The organism is Olleya sediminilitoris (genome assembly GCF_016785945.1).
GTDB lineage: Bacteria > Bacteroidota > Bacteroidia > Flavobacteriales > Flavobacteriaceae > Olleya > Olleya sediminilitoris.
Genome location: NZ_JAEMEF010000001.1, coordinates 461,860 through 481,585 on the forward strand (window position 1 = coordinate 461,860; position 19,726 = coordinate 481,585).

General features: G+C 33.0%; 19 protein-coding genes. 9 read left to right on the top strand and 10 right to left on the bottom strand.

Features of this window, described 5'->3' with window-relative positions; all coding sequences use genetic code 11:
- Positions 1 to 150 precede the first annotated feature (150 nt).
- The 6 genes from JAO71_RS02070 to JAO71_RS02095 all read left to right on the top strand — a co-directional run bounded on the left by JAO71_RS02070 (position 151) and on the right by JAO71_RS02095 (position 6,472).
- Positions 151 to 1,476 carry a PSP1 domain-containing protein gene (locus JAO71_RS02070; protein ID WP_202998548.1) on the top strand — a complete coding sequence of 442 codons (1,326 nt, stop codon included), beginning with the start codon at positions 151 to 153 and terminating at the stop codon, positions 1,474 to 1,476.
- Complete coding sequence (locus tag JAO71_RS02075; RefSeq protein ID WP_202998549.1) at positions 1,463 to 1,945, top strand: gliding motility lipoprotein GldH; 483 nt, start codon at positions 1,463 to 1,465, stop codon at positions 1,943 to 1,945. The genes JAO71_RS02070 and JAO71_RS02075 overlap by 14 nt, the downstream gene beginning before the upstream one ends.
- Before the next feature lie 59 nt (positions 1,946 to 2,004).
- Entirely contained in the window at positions 2,005 to 4,356 is a 2,352-nt protein-coding gene (locus tag JAO71_RS02080) for a penicillin-binding protein 1A (RefSeq protein WP_028288771.1), read from the top strand.
- A gap of 92 nt (positions 4,357 to 4,448) precedes the next feature.
- On the top strand, positions 4,449 to 5,150 hold the full coding sequence (locus JAO71_RS02085) for a CoA transferase subunit A (protein WP_028288770.1): 702 nt from the start codon (positions 4,449 to 4,451) through the stop codon (positions 5,148 to 5,150).
- Between the two features lie 41 nt (positions 5,151 to 5,191).
- Positions 5,192 to 5,845: a CoA transferase subunit B gene (locus JAO71_RS02090; protein ID WP_202998550.1), complete on the top strand. Its 654-nt coding sequence runs from the start codon at positions 5,192 to 5,194 to the stop codon at positions 5,843 to 5,845.
- Between the two features lie 3 nt (positions 5,846 to 5,848).
- The gene (locus tag JAO71_RS02095) at positions 5,849 to 6,472 is read left to right on the top strand and encodes a hypothetical protein (protein WP_202998551.1); all 624 of its coding nucleotides are present in this window, start codon (positions 5,849 to 5,851) and stop codon (positions 6,470 to 6,472) included.
- Between the two features lie 263 nt (positions 6,473 to 6,735).
- Here the strand turns inward: JAO71_RS02095 and JAO71_RS02100 are convergent, their stop codons facing one another.
- Positions 6,736 to 8,424, bottom strand: coding sequence for an ABC transporter ATP-binding protein (locus JAO71_RS02100; RefSeq protein ID WP_202998552.1), 1,689 nt, complete (start codon positions 8,422 to 8,424; stop codon positions 6,736 to 6,738).
- Between the two features lie 182 nt (positions 8,425 to 8,606).
- Here JAO71_RS02100 and JAO71_RS02105 point away from each other — a divergent pair, with 182 nt between their 5' ends.
- Complete coding sequence (locus JAO71_RS02105) at positions 8,607 to 11,144, top strand: immunoglobulin-like domain-containing protein (RefSeq protein WP_202998553.1); 2,538 nt, start codon at positions 8,607 to 8,609, stop codon at positions 11,142 to 11,144.
- Between the two features lie 73 nt (positions 11,145 to 11,217).
- On the opposite strand, the gene JAO71_RS02110 is transcribed toward JAO71_RS02105, so the two are convergent.
- The 5 genes from JAO71_RS02110 to JAO71_RS02130 are packed head-to-tail and all read right to left on the bottom strand — an operon-like array spanning position 11,218 to position 15,221.
- The gene (locus JAO71_RS02110; RefSeq protein WP_028606704.1) at positions 11,218 to 11,931 is read right to left on the bottom strand and encodes a 3'-5' exonuclease; all 714 of its coding nucleotides are present in this window, start codon (positions 11,929 to 11,931) and stop codon (positions 11,218 to 11,220) included.
- Between the two features lie 18 nt (positions 11,932 to 11,949).
- Positions 11,950 to 13,101, bottom strand: coding sequence for a serine hydrolase domain-containing protein (locus tag JAO71_RS02115; RefSeq protein WP_116823842.1), 1,152 nt, complete (start codon positions 13,099 to 13,101; stop codon positions 11,950 to 11,952).
- Positions 13,102 to 13,153: 52 nt separating this feature from the next.
- Complete coding sequence (locus JAO71_RS02120) at positions 13,154 to 13,672, bottom strand: DUF4442 domain-containing protein (protein ID WP_028606706.1); 519 nt, start codon at positions 13,670 to 13,672, stop codon at positions 13,154 to 13,156.
- Positions 13,672 to 14,145: a methylated-DNA--[protein]-cysteine S-methyltransferase gene (locus JAO71_RS02125; RefSeq protein ID WP_202998554.1), complete on the bottom strand. Its 474-nt coding sequence runs from the start codon at positions 14,143 to 14,145 to the stop codon at positions 13,672 to 13,674. Before JAO71_RS02125 ends, JAO71_RS02120 begins: the two co-directional genes overlap by 1 nt.
- 2 nt (positions 14,146 to 14,147) lie before the next feature.
- The gene (locus JAO71_RS02130) at positions 14,148 to 15,221 is read right to left on the bottom strand and encodes a CNNM domain-containing protein (RefSeq protein WP_028606708.1); all 1,074 of its coding nucleotides are present in this window, start codon (positions 15,219 to 15,221) and stop codon (positions 14,148 to 14,150) included.
- Between the two features lie 108 nt (positions 15,222 to 15,329).
- Between JAO71_RS02130 and JAO71_RS02135 the strand changes: the two genes are divergently transcribed.
- Both JAO71_RS02135 and JAO71_RS02140 read left to right on the top strand, forming a co-directional pair.
- On the top strand, positions 15,330 to 15,752 hold the full coding sequence (locus JAO71_RS02135; protein ID WP_202998555.1) for a hypothetical protein: 423 nt from the start codon (positions 15,330 to 15,332) through the stop codon (positions 15,750 to 15,752).
- A gap of 17 nt (positions 15,753 to 15,769) precedes the next feature.
- Positions 15,770 to 17,041 carry a hypothetical protein gene (locus JAO71_RS02140; protein ID WP_202998556.1) on the top strand — a complete coding sequence of 424 codons (1,272 nt, stop codon included), beginning with the start codon at positions 15,770 to 15,772 and terminating at the stop codon, positions 17,039 to 17,041.
- A 39-nt stretch (positions 17,042 to 17,080) separates the two neighbouring features.
- On the opposite strand, the gene hemB is transcribed toward JAO71_RS02140, so the two are convergent.
- Genes hemB through JAO71_RS02160 form a run of 4 tightly spaced genes read right to left on the bottom strand, consistent with a single transcriptional unit; the run spans position 17,081 to position 19,721 of the window.
- The gene (gene hemB / locus JAO71_RS02145; protein WP_116824535.1) at positions 17,081 to 18,070 is read right to left on the bottom strand and encodes a porphobilinogen synthase; all 990 of its coding nucleotides are present in this window, start codon (positions 18,068 to 18,070) and stop codon (positions 17,081 to 17,083) included.
- Positions 18,071 to 18,077: 7 nt separating this feature from the next.
- Positions 18,078 to 18,467 carry a YchJ family protein gene (locus tag JAO71_RS02150; protein ID WP_116823847.1) on the bottom strand — a complete coding sequence of 130 codons (390 nt, stop codon included), beginning with the start codon at positions 18,465 to 18,467 and terminating at the stop codon, positions 18,078 to 18,080.
- A gap of 1 nt (position 18,468) precedes the next feature.
- On the bottom strand, positions 18,469 to 19,371 hold the full coding sequence (hemF, locus tag JAO71_RS02155) for an oxygen-dependent coproporphyrinogen oxidase (RefSeq protein ID WP_116823848.1): 903 nt from the start codon (positions 19,369 to 19,371) through the stop codon (positions 18,469 to 18,471).
- Between the two features lie 2 nt (positions 19,372 to 19,373).
- On the bottom strand, positions 19,374 to 19,721 hold the full coding sequence (locus JAO71_RS02160; protein WP_054852220.1) for a 5-carboxymethyl-2-hydroxymuconate Delta-isomerase: 348 nt from the start codon (positions 19,719 to 19,721) through the stop codon (positions 19,374 to 19,376).
- Between the last annotated feature and the right edge of the window lie 5 nt (positions 19,722 to 19,726).

Consider the following 19,726-nt stretch of genomic DNA (forward strand, 5'->3'; position numbering starts at 1 on the left):
ATCACGCTTTTTTTATATTTTAAAGTCACCTAAATAATCTTATCTTTACAAATTAGAAGAGTTGTTACATTCGCTTACGCAAAAACAACTAATTATTAATCTTCATCTTTAGGGTAACACCTTAAGATTCAATATATACACATAAATAGTATGGCTTGTCAAAGTTGCGCTACAGGAAAAGACGGACAACCAAAAGGTTGCAAAAATAACGGAACATGTGGTACAGATAGTTGCAATAAATTAACCGTTTTTGATTGGTTAGCAAATATGTCTGTTCCAAATGGAGAAAAACCATTTGATTGGGTAGAAGTTAGATTTAAAAACGGTCGAAAACATTATTATCATAATTCAGAAAATTTAACACTAAGTATTGGTGACATTGTTGCTACTCAAGCACAATCTGGTCACGATATAGGTATGGTTACCCTTACGGGAGAATTGGTTCGCGTTCAAATCAAACGAAAAAAAATAGACACCAAAAACGATATTCTAAAAATATATCGTAAAGCCTCTCAAAAAGATATAGATATCTGGAGTGAAGCACGCGATAAAGAAGAACCAATGAAGGTTAAAGCACGTCAGTTTGCAATAGACTTGAAGCTATCTATGAAAATTTCGGATATCGAGTTTCAAGGCGATGCAAGTAAAGCTACTTTTTACTACACAGCTGAAGAGCGTGTGGATTTTAGAGAGCTTATAAAACTATATGCTAGAGAGTTTAGAATTAGAATAGAAATGAAACAAGTCGGTTTCCGTCAAGAAGCTTCAAGACTTGGTGGTATTGGATCTTGTGGACGTGAGTTATGTTGTTCAACTTGGTTAACAGATTTTAGATCTGTAAGTACTAGTGCAGCACGTTACCAACAATTGTCTTTAAATCCTCAAAAATTAGCAGGACAATGTGGTAAGCTTAAATGTTGTTTAAATTACGAACTGGATTCTTATTTAGATGCCTTAAAAGCATTTCCTAAATCTGACGTAAAATTATACACAGAAAAAGGAACTGCTGTTTGCCAGAAAACAGATATTTTTAAAGGTCATATGTGGTATGCCTATGAAGGCGAATGGATGAATTGGCATTTAATTACTACAGATCAAGCAAGAGAAATTATAGCAATTAATAAAAAAAGAGAAAAGGTTGCAAGTTTAGAAGAGTATGCAGCAGATCTTGTAATTGAAGATAAAGCAGAGTTTGAAAACGTTGTTGGTCAAGATAGTTTAACACGTTTTGATAGTCCAAAAGGCAATAAAAAACGTAGAAACAATAGAAACCGTAATAAAAAGAAACCACAACACGCTAAGACAGAAGCTAAAAGCAATAATAACAATAATAGGCCAAAACCTAAACAAGCCAATAAGCCTCAGCAAAAAAATAAGTCACAGCAAGGTAACCCTAATGCTAAGCCTAAGCCAAGACGTAAGCCAAACCGAAAAAAACCACAAAACAATAACAATAAACCTAATGAAACTAAGTAATATTGCAATTGTTTTAATGTTGTTTTTAGTCGTGTCCTGTGACTCAAATGCGGTCTTTGATAAATATCAAAGTGTCTCTACTTCCTGGAATAAAGAAGACGTTATTAACTTCAAAATTAACGCGCCAGATTCATTAAATCCTTACAATCTGTTTGTAAATGTTAGAAATACTAATGATTATAAGTTTAGTAATCTGTATTTAATTGTTCAAATGAAGTTTCCGCACGGAAAAACAATTACAGATACACTTCAATACGAAATGACAGAAAAAAACGGAGCATGGTTAGGCCAAGGTTTATCTTCTGTAAAAGATAATAAGTTGTGGTATAAAGAAGGGGTTGTTTTTAAAGAAAACGGTACATACGACGTTACAATACAACACGCCATGCGCAATAATGGTGATGTAAATGGAGTTGTAAATTTAGAAGGTATCACAGATGTTGGTTTTAGAATAGAAAAAACAAAATAAAATACGGTCACACTAAGCATAGTCGAAGTGTATATTAAAAAAGATATATTAAAGTTAGAATGGCAAATACAAAAAAAGAAGAAGTGTCAGGTTTTGAAAAATATATTCGTTGGTTTTGGATATTATTTTTAGCAGGTGTATTTTCAATAGTCTTATTTTTCTTATTAGCGTCTTGGGGAGCTTTTGGAGAGTTACCAGATCACACACAATTAGAAAATCCAAAAACTAATTTAGCTACCGAAATTATTTCGTCTGACGGAAAAACATTAGCTAAGTTTTATTTTAACGATAATCGTACTCCTGTACCGTTTAATGAACTACCTAAACATCTAGTAGAAGCCTTAATAGCAACAGAGGACGCCAGATATTATGACCATTCTGGTATTGATGGTCGTGGGACATTACGTGCAATATTAAAACCAGGAAGTGGTGGTGCAAGTACAATCTCTCAGCAATTAGCTAAACAATTATTACATGGTGAAGGGTCTTCAAATATCTTTACTCGTGTTATTCAAAAAGCTAAAGAATGGGTTATTGCTATACGTTTAGAACGTCAATATACTAAAGAAGAAATTATTGCTCAATATTTTAATATTTACGATTTCGGTAATAATGGAGATGGTATTAGATCAGCATCTAATATTTATTTTAACAAAGAGCCAAAAGATTTAAGTATTAAAGAGTCCGCAATGTTGGTTGGTATGTTTAAAAATTCATCATTTTACAACCCAATACCTTCAAGAAATCCTGTAGGTGTTAAAAACAGAAGAAATGTCGTGCTTTATCAAATGGAAAACTATGGCTACATTTCTAAAAAAGTAAAAGATTCTTTACAAAAAACAGAGTTAGATTTAGATTTTTCTCCTCAAACACATAGCACTGGATCTGCTACTTATTTTAGAGAGTATTTAAGAAGCTGGATGAAGGATTGGATGAATGATCCAAAAAACCGCAAACCAGACGGAAGTAAATATAATATTAATAGCGACGGTTTAAAAATTTATACAACTATAGATTCACGTATGCAAAAATACGCTGAGTTAGCAGTTTCTAGACATATGCCTAGGTTACAAGCGGAATTTTTTAATCAAAATACACCTGATCGTAATCCAACAGCGCCTTTTAGAGATTTAAACAAAAGTGAAATAAATAAACTACTTAACTCTCACATGAAACGTGGAGAAAGATGGAGAATTTTAAAGAAAGCAGGGAAATCGGATAAAGAAATAGTAGCATCCTTCCATAAGCCAACTAAAATGTCTGTATTTAAATGGAAAGATGGTAAAGCAAGTCAGGTTGATACAATAATGAAGCCAATAGATTCTATGCGTTATTACAAATCTTTCTTGCATCCAGGGATGATGAGTATGGATCCTCAAACAGGTCATGTAAAAGCATGGGTTGGAGGTATGGATTATAGGCATTTCAAATATGATATGGTTAAACAGGGTAAGCGTCAAGTGGGTTCTACTTTTAAACCGTTTGTTTATGCTACAGCTATAAACCAGTTACATATGTCACCATGTGATAAACTACCATTAGCACCAATTACTATTGAAGCTAATAAGTTCGGTAATCCAGAACCTTGGACGCCAACTAATGATGGAGGTGATTATGATGGAGAAAAGACCTTGAAAGATGCTTTAGCAAATTCGGTTAACACTATAACAGCTAGATTAATGGATAAGGTTGGACCACAACCTGTTGCTGAATTAGCTAAGAATTTAGGTATTACTTCAGAGATTCCTTTAGTGCCATCTATAGCACTAGGTACTCCAGACATTAGTGTGTATGAAATGGTAGGTGCTTATTCTGCGTTTGCAAATCAAGGGGTTTATACTAAACCAGTAATGATTACTACAATTGTGGATAAAAATGATACCGTGTTATATCAGTTTGTTCCAGAAACTAAGGATGTTTTAAGTGATGAAACAGCCTATGTTACAGTAAAACTAATGGAAGGAGTTACTCAAAGTGGTTCTGGAGGTAGACTTAGAGGTAAAGGACGTGATAAATGGAGAGCAGATTACAGAGAAATTATTACAGGTTATCCTTATGAGTTTACAAATCCTATAGCAGGAAAAACAGGTACAACACAAAACCAATCAGATGGTTGGTTTATGGGTATGGTGCCTAATTTAGTAACTGGTGTTTGGGTTGGAGCAGAAGATAGATCAGTACATTTTAGTAGTGTTAGATATGGTCAAGGAGCAGCTATGGCATTACCAATTTGGGGTATGTACATGAAAAGCTGTTATGAAGATGAAACATTAAACATATCAAAAGGTCATTTTAAAAAGCCTTCAAATTTAAGTATTGAGGTTGATTGTAGTAATTATCAACAAGATGATAGTGGGTCAGATGGATTAGACGTGCCAGAAGAGGATGTTCCAGATGAATTAGAAATGTAATAGACTTTATTTTCAATAAAAAAAATTAAAGCCATTCATAACAGAATGGCTTTTTTATTTCTTAAATTTAAACCACAAAAATTCATAAAATAATGATTCTAAAAACAGTAAAATCTGTAGAAGATGCACTACAAGGTGTACAAGATAATATGACCTTTATGTTAGGTGGTTTTGGTCTTAGTGGTATTCCAGAAAACGCTATTGCAGAACTTGTAAAACGTAATGTAAAAGCTGTAACCTGTATTTCTAATAATGCTGGAGTAGACGATTTTGGTTTGGGCTTATTGTTACAAAAAAAACAAATCAAAAAAATGGTATCTTCTTATGTTGGAGAAAATGATGAGTTTGAAAGACAAATGTTGTCAGGAGAATTGGACGTCGAGTTAATTCCGCAAGGGACTTTAGCTGAGCGTTGTCGTGCAGCCCAAGCTGGTTTTCCTGCTATATTTACTCCTGCTGGATACGGAACAGAAGTTGCAGAAGGAAAAGAAACTAGAGAGTTTGATGGTAAAATGTATGTTTTAGAACATGCTTTTAAAGCCGATTTTGCTTTTGTTAAAGCTTGGAAAGGCGATACTGCTGGTAATTTAATTTTTAAAGGAACAGCAAGAAATTTTAATCCATGTATGGCTGGAGCAGCAAAAATTACTGTTGCTGAGGTAGAGCACTTAGTTCCTGTGGGAGAATTAGATCCAAATCAAATTCATATTCCTGGAATATTTGTACAACGTATTTTTCAAGGCGAAACCTATGAAAAGAGAATTGAACAAAGAACCGTTAGAACAAAACAATAATTTAATAAATTTCTGCTTAAGCAGAAAAAAAATAAAATAACATGCTTGACAAAACAGGAATAGCAAAACGTATCGCACAAGAAGTCCAAGATGGCTATTATGTTAATTTAGGGATAGGAATACCGACACTTGTAGCAAATTACGTTAGAGAAGATATAGAAGTAGAATTTCAGTCTGAAAATGGCGTTTTAGGAATGGGACCTTTTCCTTTTGAAGGAGAAGAAGATGCCGATATAATTAATGCAGGTAAACAAACCATAACCACTTTACCAGGAGCTAGTTTTTTTGATAGTGCAACAAGCTTTGCAATGATACGTGGGCAACACGTAGATCTTACTATTTTAGGTGCAATGGAAGTTGCAGAAAATGGTGATATTGCCAACTGGAAAATACCAGGCAAAATGGTAAAAGGTATGGGTGGAGCAATGGATTTGGTTGCAAGTGCCGAAAATATAATAGTTGCTATGATGCATACTAATAGAGCAGGAGCTTCTAAATTACTAAGTAAATGTAGTCTCCCTTTGACAGGTGTTGGCTGTGTTAAAAAAATTGTTACTAATCTGGCTGTTTTAGAAGTCACAGACAAAGGTTTTAAACTTTTAGAAACCGCTCCAGGTGTAACTGTTGAGGATGTGAAAAATGCTACCGAAGGGACTTTAATTATTGAAGGAGATGTTCCTGAAATGAATATTTAGTCGATGCGAATTAAGACTCTTGCTAATCAATATGTAGAATATGTCTATGATGTTAGTAGAAATCATGAATTAATTCAAGACAGATTTGTAAGAAATACAACTATTGCTTTAGATTTTTTGGTCAAAAGTAGCGCGCTTACTATTGCCTTTAAAGAGGATGGTGTTCAGAAAAAATTAGACATTATTGATATTTTGGTTTCAGATGTTGACAATGATATTACAATAATTCCTAGTAATAAAAATGCATACAGTCCTAAGTACAATACCATTTTATTTTATGATACACATGGTATTGTGTTTAGGAAAAATCATAAAAAGAAATGGTTTAGAAGTAATAAAGGATATAATTCTCCTGTATCCTTATTATCGCATGAGTTAATACATTGCTATAATGAGTTGTACGATACTGAAGATTATTTAGCAAGAAAAAGAAATCATGCCTCAAAAGGTAGAAAAATTGATGCTGATGGTCATGATTTATCGTTTCCTAATGCAGAAGAAGTGTTTGTTATTAAAATGACTAATCAAGTTGCTTCTAGATTAGGTGAGGATAGACGATCTAATTATGGTAGAAGTTATTACCCTACACTTGGTGTTTTGAGCATTAAAAGAGCAAAAAAGACTTAAAACGTTAAAAAAACATGTATTTCGTCGAATTATAGTGCTTTTAAACTTCTTTGTTTAAAAATGCTTTGTATGTTTACAATCCCAAACCTAACCAATAACACTAATCTAAGTTAACCATGACTTAGCCTAAATGTTATACTTTTTTGTCTCAAATTTATCAAAAACTTGACCTAACTATGTTTTTTAAAAATTTAATAAGAAAAATAAAAACCACTACTAGCTTAATTGGTAACATTATATACTTAACTAAAAAAGTATTTATGTTATAATCCTTTCGGAATAGCTTCAATTAATTTTTTAGTATAGTCTTTTTTTGGCGCATTGTAGATTCTATCTGCGTCGTCTAATTCTTCAACTTGTCCTTTATTCATAACCAATAGCTGGTCACTCATGTATTTAACTACTGCTAAGTCATGTGAGATGAATATATAGGTAAATCCAAAGTTTTCTTTTAATTCATTTAATAGGTTTAAAACCTGTGCTTGGACAGAGATGTCTAAAGCAGATACAGATTCATCACAAACGATTAACTTAGGTTGCAAAGCTATTGTGCGTGCAATACCAACACGTTGTCTTTGTCCACCAGAAAATTCATGAGGATATTTATTAAAAACTGATGCGTCTAATCCAACTCGATTTAAAATTTCAAGTGTTTTCTGTTGTCTTTCTATATCTGTTTTATATAGATTATGGACTTTCATAGGTTCCATAATGGCATTACCAATTGTTAGTCTTGGGTTTAATGAGGCATAAGGATCTTGAAAAATTATCTGAATATCTTTTCTTATAGCAATAGTTTCTGCTTTACTTAAATCTGTTATGTCTTTTCCGTTATATAATATTTGTCCTTTGGTGGCTTTGTCTAATAATAATATTGCGTTACCTAAGGTTGATTTACCACAACCAGACTCACCAACTAGTCCTAGTGTTTCGCCTTTATATAACTTAAAACTCACATTATTTACTGCTTTAAAGGTTTCCGCTTTAGCGAAAAAACCTGATTTTGAAAGGTATTCTTTTTCAAGATTATTAACTTCAAGCAAAGGTGGATTAGCATACAATTTTTCATGCTTTTTTTGACGCATGTTTTGTGTTACGACTTCAGAAGAAACTTCATTATTTAAAACATCAGCGATGGTTGGAAGCGTTTTAAGCCTAACATCTAAAGCAGGTCTAGATTGTATTAGTGCTTTTGTATAACTGTGTTGAGGATTATTAAATATGGATTGTACGTCGTTTTGCTCAACTATTTGTCCTTTGTACATGACTAATACTCGATTAGCAATTTCGGATATTAGACTTAAATCATGAGTAATAAAAATAACACTCATTTTAGTTTCTGCTTGTAAGTCTTTAAGTAAGTTAATGATATCTTTTTGTACAGTAACATCTAATGCTGTAGTGGGCTCATCTGCTATAAGTAATTCTGGTTTACAAGCAATAGCCATAGCTATCATTACGCGTTGTTTTTGACCTCCTGATATTTCATGAGGATAAGTTTTATAAACACGTTTTGGGTTTGGTAATTTTACTTTTTCAAATAAAAGTAAGGTTTCCGTTTTGATTTCTTTTTTATTGAGATTAGTGTGTTGCTGTAATATTTCTTCTACTTGTTTACCACAGGTCATTGATGGATTAAGAGAACTCATGGGTTCTTGAAATATCATAGCTATTTTGCGTCCTCTAATAGTTTGAAACGTTTTATTGCTTATTTGTGTTAAATCTTGAGATCCAAATTGAATAGAACCTGAGTTTATAGTCGAAATTGTGTTTGGTAGCAATCCTAAAATAGCTAAAGACGAAACGGATTTACCAGAACCAGATTCGCCAACAATTCCGACAATTTCATTTTTAAAAACTGAGTATGAAATATCGTGTATTATTTGTTTTTCAGAAGCGTTGCTTTTGAAACTAATTGATAGGTTTTTTATGTCAAGTAAAAGGTCGCTCATATATAGTAAAAATAGCTAATTTAATAGTTTTTGTTGTGGTTAAAACCACACAATTTGTCGAATGTTTTAAAATATTGTGTTTTTAATCGAAAAAAAATCAAAATAAATTAAGTTTTTGTTAAAATATTAATACTTTTCTTGAATAATATTTATTAATAGTATTAATTAATTAACCATTTAACATGAAAAAAACAATTACATTAACTTTTCTAAGTTTCTTTTTTGCTTGTTCTGTGTTTGCTCAGCAAGACAGAAATTGTAGCACTATGGAAAACTTAGAATATCGAAAACAATTGGATCCTACCCTTGAACATAGGATGAACCAAATTGAAGCTTTTACACAGCAAAAAATGGCACAACCAGAAAGTGCCAGAGTTGACGGAAGCATAATTACTATACCTGTTGTAATACATGTATTGTATAGAAATAGTACAGAAAACATTAGTGAAGCTCAAATCCAGTCACAATTAGATGTTTTAAACGAAGATTTTAGACGTACAAATCCAGATGCAGACAATGCATGGTCACAAGCAGCAGATACCGAAATTCAGTTTTGTTTGTCGACTGTAGATCCTAACGGAAATGCAACAACAGGTATTACTAGAAAACAAGTAACCCGTCAAGATTGGGGAACTTCAGATGACATGAAAAGATCTTCAACAGGTGGTGTCAACCCTTGGGACACTTCAGAATATCTAAATATGTGGATTGTGCCTTTAATGACTAGTCAAGGAGGAACAATATTGGGTTACGCTCAATTTCCAGGAGGTAGTGCTGCTACTGATGGAGTTGTTATGGGTTACAATTATTTTGGACGTGTAGGTAATGTTAGTGCGCCTTTTGATGGAGGACGTACAACGACGCATGAAGTTGGGCATTATTTAAACTTAAGACATATTTGGGGAGACTCTAATTGCGGTAATGACTTTGTAAGTGATACACCAACACATCAAACTTCAAATGGTGGTTGTCCAATAGGTCAAGTATCTTGTGGATCTACAGATATGGTACAAAACTACATGGACTATACTAATGACTCTTGTATGAACTTATTTACTCAAGGTCAAAAAGCACGTATGCGTGCTGTTTTAGAAGCTGGAGGAGTAAGACGCTCTTTAGCTTTATCTGATAAATGTGGAGGAGGTGGAACCACTCCAACTTGTACAGATGGTGTACAGAATGGAGATGAAACTGGTGTAGATTGTGGTGGATCATCTTGTACGCCATGTCAAACAGCTTGTAATGATAATGAAATTAATGTGTCTATTACTTTTGATAGTTATCCTGAAGAAACTGCTTGGACTTTAGTAAACGCAAGCGGAACTACAGTTGCTTCTGGAGCATACTCTTCTGCTAATGCTGATGGATCAACTGTTAATGAGACTTACTGTTTACCAGATGGATGCTATGACTTTGTTATAACTGATGTCTATGGAGATGGTATATGTTGTTCTTATGGTAATGGTTCTTATAGTGTTACTAATGGATCTACAACGTTAGCTTCTGGAGGATCTTTTACTAACTCTGATTCTACTAATTTTTGTTTAGGAAGTGTAGCAGATACAGTTAAGCCAGTGATAACATTAGTTGGAGCCTCAACAATTAATTTAACAGTTGGAGATACTTATAATGAATTAGGTGCTACAGCTACAGATAATATAGATGGTAATATTACGTCTAGCATTGTAATTTCTGGTACTGTAAATACAAATTCAGCAGGTACTTATACGAGAAACTATAATGTAACTGATGCTGCTGGTAACGCAGCTAATCAAATATCAAGAAGCGTTGTTGTTAGTCCTGCAAATACATCAGGATGTTCTGGAGCTATAACTTCTTTTCCATATAGTGAAGGTTTTGAATCAGGATTTGGAGCTTGGACACAAGGTTCTGGAGATGATTTTAATTGGACAACTACTAGTGGAGCAACACCTTCTAGCAATACAGGACCATCAAGCGCAAGCTCTGGTTCTCAATACGCATTCATGGAATCTTCAGCACCAAATTATTCCACTAAACGTGCTATATTAGTCTCTCCTTGCTTTGACTTATCTGGAGTGTCAAACGGTACTTTTAATTTTAAATACCATATGTATGGAGCAACTGCTATGGGAACTTTAAGTTTAGCTATAAGTACAAATAATGGATCTTCATGGTCTACTGTTTGGTCGCAATCAGGTAATCAAGGTAATGCTTGGTTAGATGGTAGTGTAGATTTATCATCTTATTCTGGAGACTCTATTCAGTTAAGGTTTGATGGTACTACAGGTACAACATGGCAAGGTGATATGGCAGTAGATGCAATTAGTTTAACTAATGGATCTGCAGATAAATGTGCTGGAGTTCCAGAATACGTTAGTACTCAAACTTACGCAGTTGGAGATCAGGTAGTCTACCTTGATACATTATATGAAAGAACATCTAGTGGATGGACCAACTTAGGGTCTTGTGGTACAGCAAGATTGTCTAATGATGGTTTTGTTCAATATCTAGGTGTAGATATTTCTATTTATCCAAATCCTGTTAAAGGCAATATGTTATTTGTAAAAGCTAATATTGAAAACTTACCATTTACGGTAGTTAATATGCTTGGACAGCAAGTTGCAAAAGGTATCACAACTTCAAACGGTATAAACGTTAGTAAATTAGAAGCTGGTTTATACTTAATTCAATTTGAAGTTAACGACACTATTGAGACAAGAAAGTTTGTAAAAGAATAATCTTGTTGGTAGTAAATTAATCAACCAAAAAAAAGCCTCAACTTATGTTGAGGCTTTTTATATATCATAATTTTTAAACATGTATGATTTCATCATCATTTAAAATTGAATCACCACGTAGTCTCAAAAATATTTGAGCGACTGCTATGGTGTCTTTTTCACAATAAGTAATGATTCTATCTATATCATTAGTTTGGTAATATACACTGTAGACTTCGCTTCCGTCTATATCATCTTTAGGCGATGGTATACCAAGAACATTGGTCATTAATTTTAAAGAAGTGTAGGTTTTGTAATCGCCAAATTTCCATAATTCCATGGTGTCTAAATGTGGGACTTCCCATGGTTTTTTACCAAATAAATTTAATTTATAAGGTAGCTCTATGTTATGGATAATCATACGTCTTGCTATGTACGGAAAATCAAATTCTTTACCATTATGTGCACAAAGTAAATGTTTAGCTTGGCTAAAATGAGAAATTAAAAGGTTTTTAAATTCGACTAAAAGTTTACGTTCTTCACCATAAAAAGAGGTGGTTCTAAATAAACGTGTGTCTCCTTGAATAGTAAAATAGCCAACCGAAATGCATATTATTTTTCCAAATTCAGCCCAAATCCCAGCACGATCATAAAATTCTTCAGCTGTAAACTCTTCCTTACGTTGGTAGCGTGATTTGGCTTCCCAAAGGTCTTGTTTGGTTTTATCTAAATCCGAAAAATTCTCGGTTTCAGGAACAGTTTCAATGTCTAAAAACAAGATGTTTTCAAGGTTGAGTTTGGTAATCATTATGCTTATTTTGTAGAGTTAGTTTTCCATCATTTTATAAGCTTCATCAATATATAAAGCAATATCATTTGTGAAAATTCCAACACCAGCATCTGGTGATTTTTGATGTCCTAAACGCACAATAATCACATTGTCTTCTGGCTGTACAATTACGTATTGTCCAAGGTGTCCACGCATCATGACAAAGTCTTTTCCGTTTTGGTTTTTTCTCCACCATCCATAACCATACTCTGGACTAGCAGCAAAACGAGGTTTTAAGGATTTTGCAACAAAAGCAGAGTCTAAAATTTGTTTACCATTCCATTTTCCATGGTCTTTGTATAATTTTCCGAAACGCGCAAAATCTTTAGCGTTACTAGCTATACAGCAGTACGCTTTTACCAAATCGTCTTCTTCACTATCTAATTGCCATAAAGTTGAGTTTTCGCTTCCTAAAGGTTTCCAGAAGCTTTCTTCTAAATAGTTATACATTTTTTTACCTGTAGCTTTTTCAATAACCATAGCTAGCATTTGTGTGTCTCCACTAGAGTATTTAAAAGCTTGTCCTGGTTGTGTTACCACTTTCAAGCCATTCATTACTTTTTGTAAATCGTCATCAAAATAGGCACGTGTAGTAATAGATAAAGGCGAATAGTAAGCTTCGTCCCAATTAGTACCTGAGGCCATACTACTTAAATCACCAACAGTCATTTTTGCTGCATCACCATCACAAAAGGCTGGTAAAAAGTCGCAAACAGGTTGGTCTAAACTTTTAATGTGACCTTCCATTAATGCTTTACCCATTAATCCGGAAACATAACTTTTAGCCATCGAAAATGAGTTGGTTTTAGAGTCTTTATTGTAACCATCATAGTAGTTTTCAAACCAAATACTATCGTTTTTTATTATAACATAAGCTATAGTTCCCCAATCTTTGTTTGCTTTGTCTAATGTTGAGGTTTCTTTAACCGAATTATAATCCTTGTGATTTGGCCAAGGTTGAGGTGTGCCATTTTCTATAACTTGGTTGTCAAACTTTTGGTAATCATCTAAAAAAGCAGTTGTGTGACCACGCATGTAAATTGTACGTACTGCTTTTATTAAATAGTCTGTGTCTGTTATGTAAAGTGTTGCAATTAATAATGCAAAAAGTACCACAAGTACTTTTAATAGCTTTTTTAAAAATTTCATTGATTTAATTAGTTTAGAACTTAAATATAATGAAATAATAAATTAATGCTAGTTATTTTGCTTTTCTTGCAGCTAGTTTTTGTTTGTAGTAGTCTTTTTTTGCTATGTATAAAGTCTTCGTAAATTCGGCTATCACTTCCTTTTTGTCATTAACCAAATTCATGGTTTTGATAATATCAACTTGCTGTTCAGTTTTTAGCTTAGTCTTTAAGGCTTCAATTTCTTCTTCTGTAAAAATAAACTCACCATAAATAGTGCTTTTTCCTGGACGTTTATACTTTGCAGTTACTGCTTTGTCCCAAACCACATAGTCTTTACCTAGTATTTGTATTAACTGTATCATGTAAATTGGGTCTGTTGCAGATAACATACTACCACCAAAAATTGATCCAGCATAATTACGATTTTTCCAATTTAGTTTTAATCGGATTTTTACGTAATGTAAATCGTCGCTAACTTCTGTTAATTTTGCAGTAGTACGTTTGTACATTGGTGACCAATTAAAACCATATTTGTAGATGGTTGATGGTTTTACAAATCGTGTTAAAAATTCGGTTGCAATTTTATACATTAAAATAAAGATTGTTGTTTGTTTGGACTTTCGTGATTAAGTAGCCATTGTTTACGATGTAATCCTCCAGCATAACCTGTTAAACTACCATCACTACCTATAACTCTGTGACAAGGTATTATAATCCATAACGGATTTTTACCATTGGCATTAGCAACTGCTCTGATAGCTTTTGGGTCTCCTAATTGTTTTGAAAGCTGAAGATAGGACGTTGTTTTGCCATGAGGAATAGTTTGTAAAGCATTCCAAACCTTATTTTGAAAATCTGTACCTTTTGGGTTTAGTTTTACGCTGAATTGTTGACGTAAACCTTTAAAATATTGGTTTAATTGAAGGACACAATTCTCTAAAACTTTAGGTATAATAGAGGTTGTTTTTTCTTCTGTATTTAATACAACTACTGATGCAATACCATTTATATCACCTGTTATTTTAGTATAGCCTAAAGGCGAATTGATGATGCATTCTTCCATTGTTATTCCGGATTTTTTTCTTCTATAATGCCAAGTTTTTTAGCTCTAGCTTCCCAACTTTTTCTAGCTAGACTTTGTAAGTCGCTAACATTATCGCTTTCATCCATGATTTCCATTCCTAAAAGTGTTTCAATAACGTCTTCCATGGTAACAATACCACTAACGCTTCCATACTCGTCAACCACCAAAGCCATGTGGTTTCTGGTTTCTACTAATTGTTCAAATAGAGTAGGTATTGCTAAATCACGATTAACAATAATGATATCTCTTTTTAGTTCTGATAATTGTTTACTACCATTACCTAAAGCCATTTCTTTAAAAATTTCGTCTTTTAAAACTAAGCCTTTAATGTTGTCTTCAGTTTCAGCATATACAGGTATTCTAGAAAATCTTAGGTTCATATTTCTGTTAAAAAAGTCTTCAACAGTAGTCGTTTCGTTTTCAGATTTCATGACAGTACGAGGTGTCATTACGTTTTTTGCAAAAACTTCTTTAAAAGTTAAAAGGTTTTTAATAATCTTACTTTCGTTACCTTCAAAAACACCTTCTTCGTGTGCCATGTCTGCCATAACCAAAAAGCCTTCACGACTTAAAACACTTCCGTGACCTTTACCACCAATTAGCTTTGTAGTTAGTTGCATTAGCCATAATAAACCAGTCCATTTTAAAGGGAAAATTAAAATGTTTAGAGCTGTTGTTGTAAAACCAGCTAAACCTTTCCAATAGGTTGCGCCAATGGTTTTAGGTATAATTTCTGAAGCTACTAATATTAAAATAGTCATTACTGCAGACACAATAAACACTCCGTAACCACCTTCACTTCCGTAAAGTCCTTCGGCTTCTTTACCAACTAAAATTGCACCAACCGTATGCGCTATTGTATTTAATGTTAAAATAGCAATTAATGGTCTGTCTACATCTTTTTTTAGTTCTTCTAAGTTTTCGGCGAAAGCCTTACCTTCTTGTTTTTTAACATTAATAAAAGTTGGTGTTACACTTAAAAGCACTGCTTCCAGTATTGAACATAAAAATGAAAAAAAGATTGATATTACTCCGTAAAATATTAGTAAAGCCATTAATTAAGTATAAGTTTTTGTAAAAATAACCATATTTTTTTTAACTTGGTAAGTATAAATGTAACCTAATTTGTCTAATATAAAGTTTGATTTAAAAAATAGTTAATTATGGATGAATTTAAAACCAAATTAGATAATCAAACCCTAGACATTAGTGTGACTGTGTCCAGTGATGCACTTATGGATGGTTCTAGTAAAATATTTATAACCATTTATCATGAAGACCATCCACGACGTTGGCGAAAAATTGATGCCTTTCAAGATGATAATAATGTGTTTTCTGCTAGCATTGAAAAATCTAGATTAAGTAAACGTCCAATTTTAAAAATTAGAACTAATTTTATTGTCGATACTATTGACTTAAAAGACGCTATTGTAAAAACGTCTACTTGCAATTACTTGTTAAAAGATGAATTAAATGAAGCAAGTTTTACTTCAAACTATCAAGATAATGAAAACGAGTTTGATCTAGGTAAATCAGACGATGAGACCTTTAGTATTTCCAAAAAAATACATATTGAATTGACTTAATATTTAAATTAATCGCTATGAAAATTATTAAATTTTTACAATTCATTCCTTTACTGTTTTGTGTCTTTGGATTGGCTCAAGAAACTACTTCTATCAACGATTTTAATTTTGAAAGTACAACTAATCCTGCCTTTACTTTATTAGACGAAACACCAACACAAATCAATACACCTGATAATGTAAAAGCACTAGGTTTATATCTTTCTAATGGTTTTTCTAACACTAATATTGCATTAGAGGTCAATCCCTATTGGCTTATAGATTTTAAAATTAAAAGAACATATCAGGATTACAGAGGCTTAAAAAACAACCAAAATAATAAGAGTTATATAGACCCTTTTATTGGCTTAAAAACTAACTCATCTTTATCAATTGGGTATTTAGAAAAGCAGTTTGAAGGTTTTGAAACCGATAAAAAAACCATTGCTATTGGTTACAGAACGACTATTCTACAGTTTTATAACGCTAATAGAATTGAGAACATTAAATCTGCAATACAACAAATAGATAATGGTGTTACAGATCCAATATATAAGTTGTTTGAAGAATTTTTAGCTGGTGAAGGTGTTAACTTTCCTGGTAGTGGTAGTTGTAATGCATTAGCTACTGATTTAGAATTAAAGTCTAAATACGAAACTTTAGCAGATGATTTTTTGTTTAGAGTTTTAGATCAGCAAGATCCTGACGATCCAGACCCTTTGGCAACTCGTGCACATGCAGTTTTATCTGCTTTAGATAAGTTAACGATTACAAAAGAAGTATTAGTTGCTAATTATTTTAAAGACCGTTGTAGTAATATAAAAAGCTTTGTAAATAACCCTAAAACCACAAAACCTATTTTCAGATTAGATGGAGCAGTTGCTTATAGTTTATTATTTAAAGAAAACGAAATAAGTACTGATACAGCTAACAGGTTTGGTGCTTGGTTAACTGCAGATTTTGCTGTTCAGTTTAACACCGAAACCTACTTGCATTTTTATGGTATTGGTAAATATGTTGATGACGAATTTAATATTAATGAATCAGGTCTTTATACAAAAGAACATTTTTGGGACTATGGTGGAAAATTAGAGTTAGAACTGAAAAAATTTAAATTTTCTTACGAGTATCTAAAACGCTCTTTAAATGAGGATTTGTATAGATCTGTAGGTAATATTAGCTACCAATTAAACACTAGTTTAAGCCTAATTGGAGGTTTTGGTAAAGATTTTCCTGTTACAGATAATTTAGTAACGGTTTTAGGTATAAGTTGGGGTTTAGATGGAGGAATAGACTCTATATTTAATTAAAAAGGTTTAACAACACATAGTTGTTAAACCTTTTTTAAGTTATGATAATAATTTTACCACATCTTTTGCAAAGTAACTTGCTATAACATCTGCTCCTGCACGTTTGATTGCTGTAATTTGTTCCATCATAACAGCATCATGATCTAGCCAACCTTTTTCGGAAGCAGCCTTAAGCATTGCATATTCACCTGATACTTGATACACAGCTACTGGTACGTCAACTTCGTTTTTAATTTCTCTAACAATATCCAAATAACATAAGCCTGGTTTTACCATAACAATATCTGCTCCTTCGTCTATATCCATTTCTGTTTCACGTATGGCTTCAAAACGGTTAGCGTAATCCATTTGGTATGTTTTTTTGTCTTTTGGGATTTCTTGAGCATCTACAGGAGCAGAGTCCAACGCGTCTCTAAACGGTCCATAAAAAGCAGATGCATATTTGGCAGAATAACTCATAATACCAGTGTCTGTAAAGCCATCGTCTTCTAAGGCTTCACGAATTGCCAAAATACGACCATCCATCATATCACTTGGAGCTACAAAATCTGCTCCAGCTTCCGCATGAGACAAACTCATATCAGCTAAAACTTCAACTGTGTCATCGTTTATTACTTTTCCATTTTCAATTATTCCATCGTGACCAAAAGAGGAGTAAGGGTCTAAAGCAACATCTGTCATAACCACCATGTCTGGACATGCGTTTTTAACCGTTTTAATTGCGCGTTGCATTAACCCTTCAGGATTTAATGCTTCAGTACCTTTGTTATCTTTTAAATTATCAGGAACTTTTACAAATAGTAATACCGATTTTAAGCCAAGTTTCCAAAGCTCTTTAACTTCGGCTTGTAATAAATCCAAGCTATAGCGATAATAATTTGGCATTGAAGCAATTTCTTCTTTAACACCATGTCCTTCCACAATAAAAAGTGGTACTAAAAAATCGTTTGGAGATATTATAGTTTCTCTTACTAAGCTTCTAATAGCTTCGTTCGTTCTTAATCTTCTATTTCTTTTAGTCGGATACATAATTCTATTAATTTTTGGCATACCCTAAGTAATACCATTTGTTGTTTTCTTTTACAAATGCAGATTTTTCATGAATGACATCCATGTTGCCTTTGTCATAAAAATAAGCATTAAATGTTACTGTGCCTTTTTCATTTTTACTTAAACCTTTGTTAGTTTCCAATAGCTCTAGTTTTATCCACTCTACAGATTTAGCCCATTTTACAATCGCTTTTTTTTCTGAAACTGGTCTAGTTGTGGCATGATGTGTTTGCATTAAATAATCACCTTTTGCTAACACAAAAGCACTATATCTTGAGCGCATTAACTGTTCTGCAGTTTCGGTTTTTCCACTATTTAAATGAAACACTTCACAGCATTGTTTGTAGGTTTTGGTATTTCCGCAGTAACAATTCATATTATACCCAATCTATTGGGTTTTTTAAAACGTTTATTAAACATTCTTCTTCACTTCCTGGTTCTGGATGATGGTCGTAAACCCATTGTACATGAGGTGGTAAGCTCATTAAAATACTCTCTATTCTACCATTGGTTTTTAAACCGAAAAGGGTTCCTTTATCATGGACTAAGTTGAACTCAACATAGCGTCCACGACGTATTTCTTGCCAATCGCGTTGCGCTTTGGTGTAAACTAAATCTTTTCTTTTTTCAACTATAGGAAGATAGGCCTCAAGAAAACTATCACCAACTTCAGTAACAAAATCATACCAGTTTTGCATACTCATTTCTTCTGAGGCTTTACAATAATCAAAAAATAATCCTCCTAAACCACGTCCTTCATTACGATGTGCGTTATAAAAGTACTCGTCACAACGTGCTTTGTATTTTGGATAAAACTCAGGATTATGTTTATCACAAGCGGTTTTACAAGTTTGATGGAAGTGTTTTGCATCCTCATCAAATAGGTAATAAGGTGTAAGATCTTGTCCTCCTCCAAACCATTGGTCTACAATATTTCCGTCTTTATCGTACATCTCAAAATAACGCCAATTTGCATGTACAGTTGGTACCATTGGATTTTTTGGATGTAATACTAAGCTTAAGCCACAAGCAAAAAAATCGGCATCTTCAACACCAAAATATTTTTGCATACTATCAGGTAATTTACCATGTACACCAGAAATATTAACACCACCTTTTTCAAAAACATTTCCGTTTTCTATAACTCTTGTGCGTCCACCACCACCTTCTGGTCGTTTCCAAATATCTTCTTGAAAGGTTGCTTTACCATCTATTTTTTCTAATCCAGCTGTTATGCTGTCTTGTAATTGGTGTATGTATTCAAAAAATTTATCTTTCATTTTTATACCATTGATTTGTTACAATATGTTGCTTTTTCAAAATCTCTTATATTAATTGCTATAAAGGGAATGTTAGGAAACAATTTTTTTAATTCTGTGACTATGTTTTTTGATAATTCAGCTTTTTGCTCAATCGTTCTGCCTTCCATGATATTAGCAAAAACATGAATGAAATCTGTTTTTTTTCCGCCAACCATATAATTGTCTGCAAATGGATTTAGACGGACTTTAATATCTGCTTCGTCAAATAATTTAGTCTCTACAGCAGCATTATGTACAGTTAAAAGTGTGTTTTCAGGACTGTTTAAATCTAAAATGTTTTTGGAACAGTCTATTACAAAGTGTGGCATTAGTT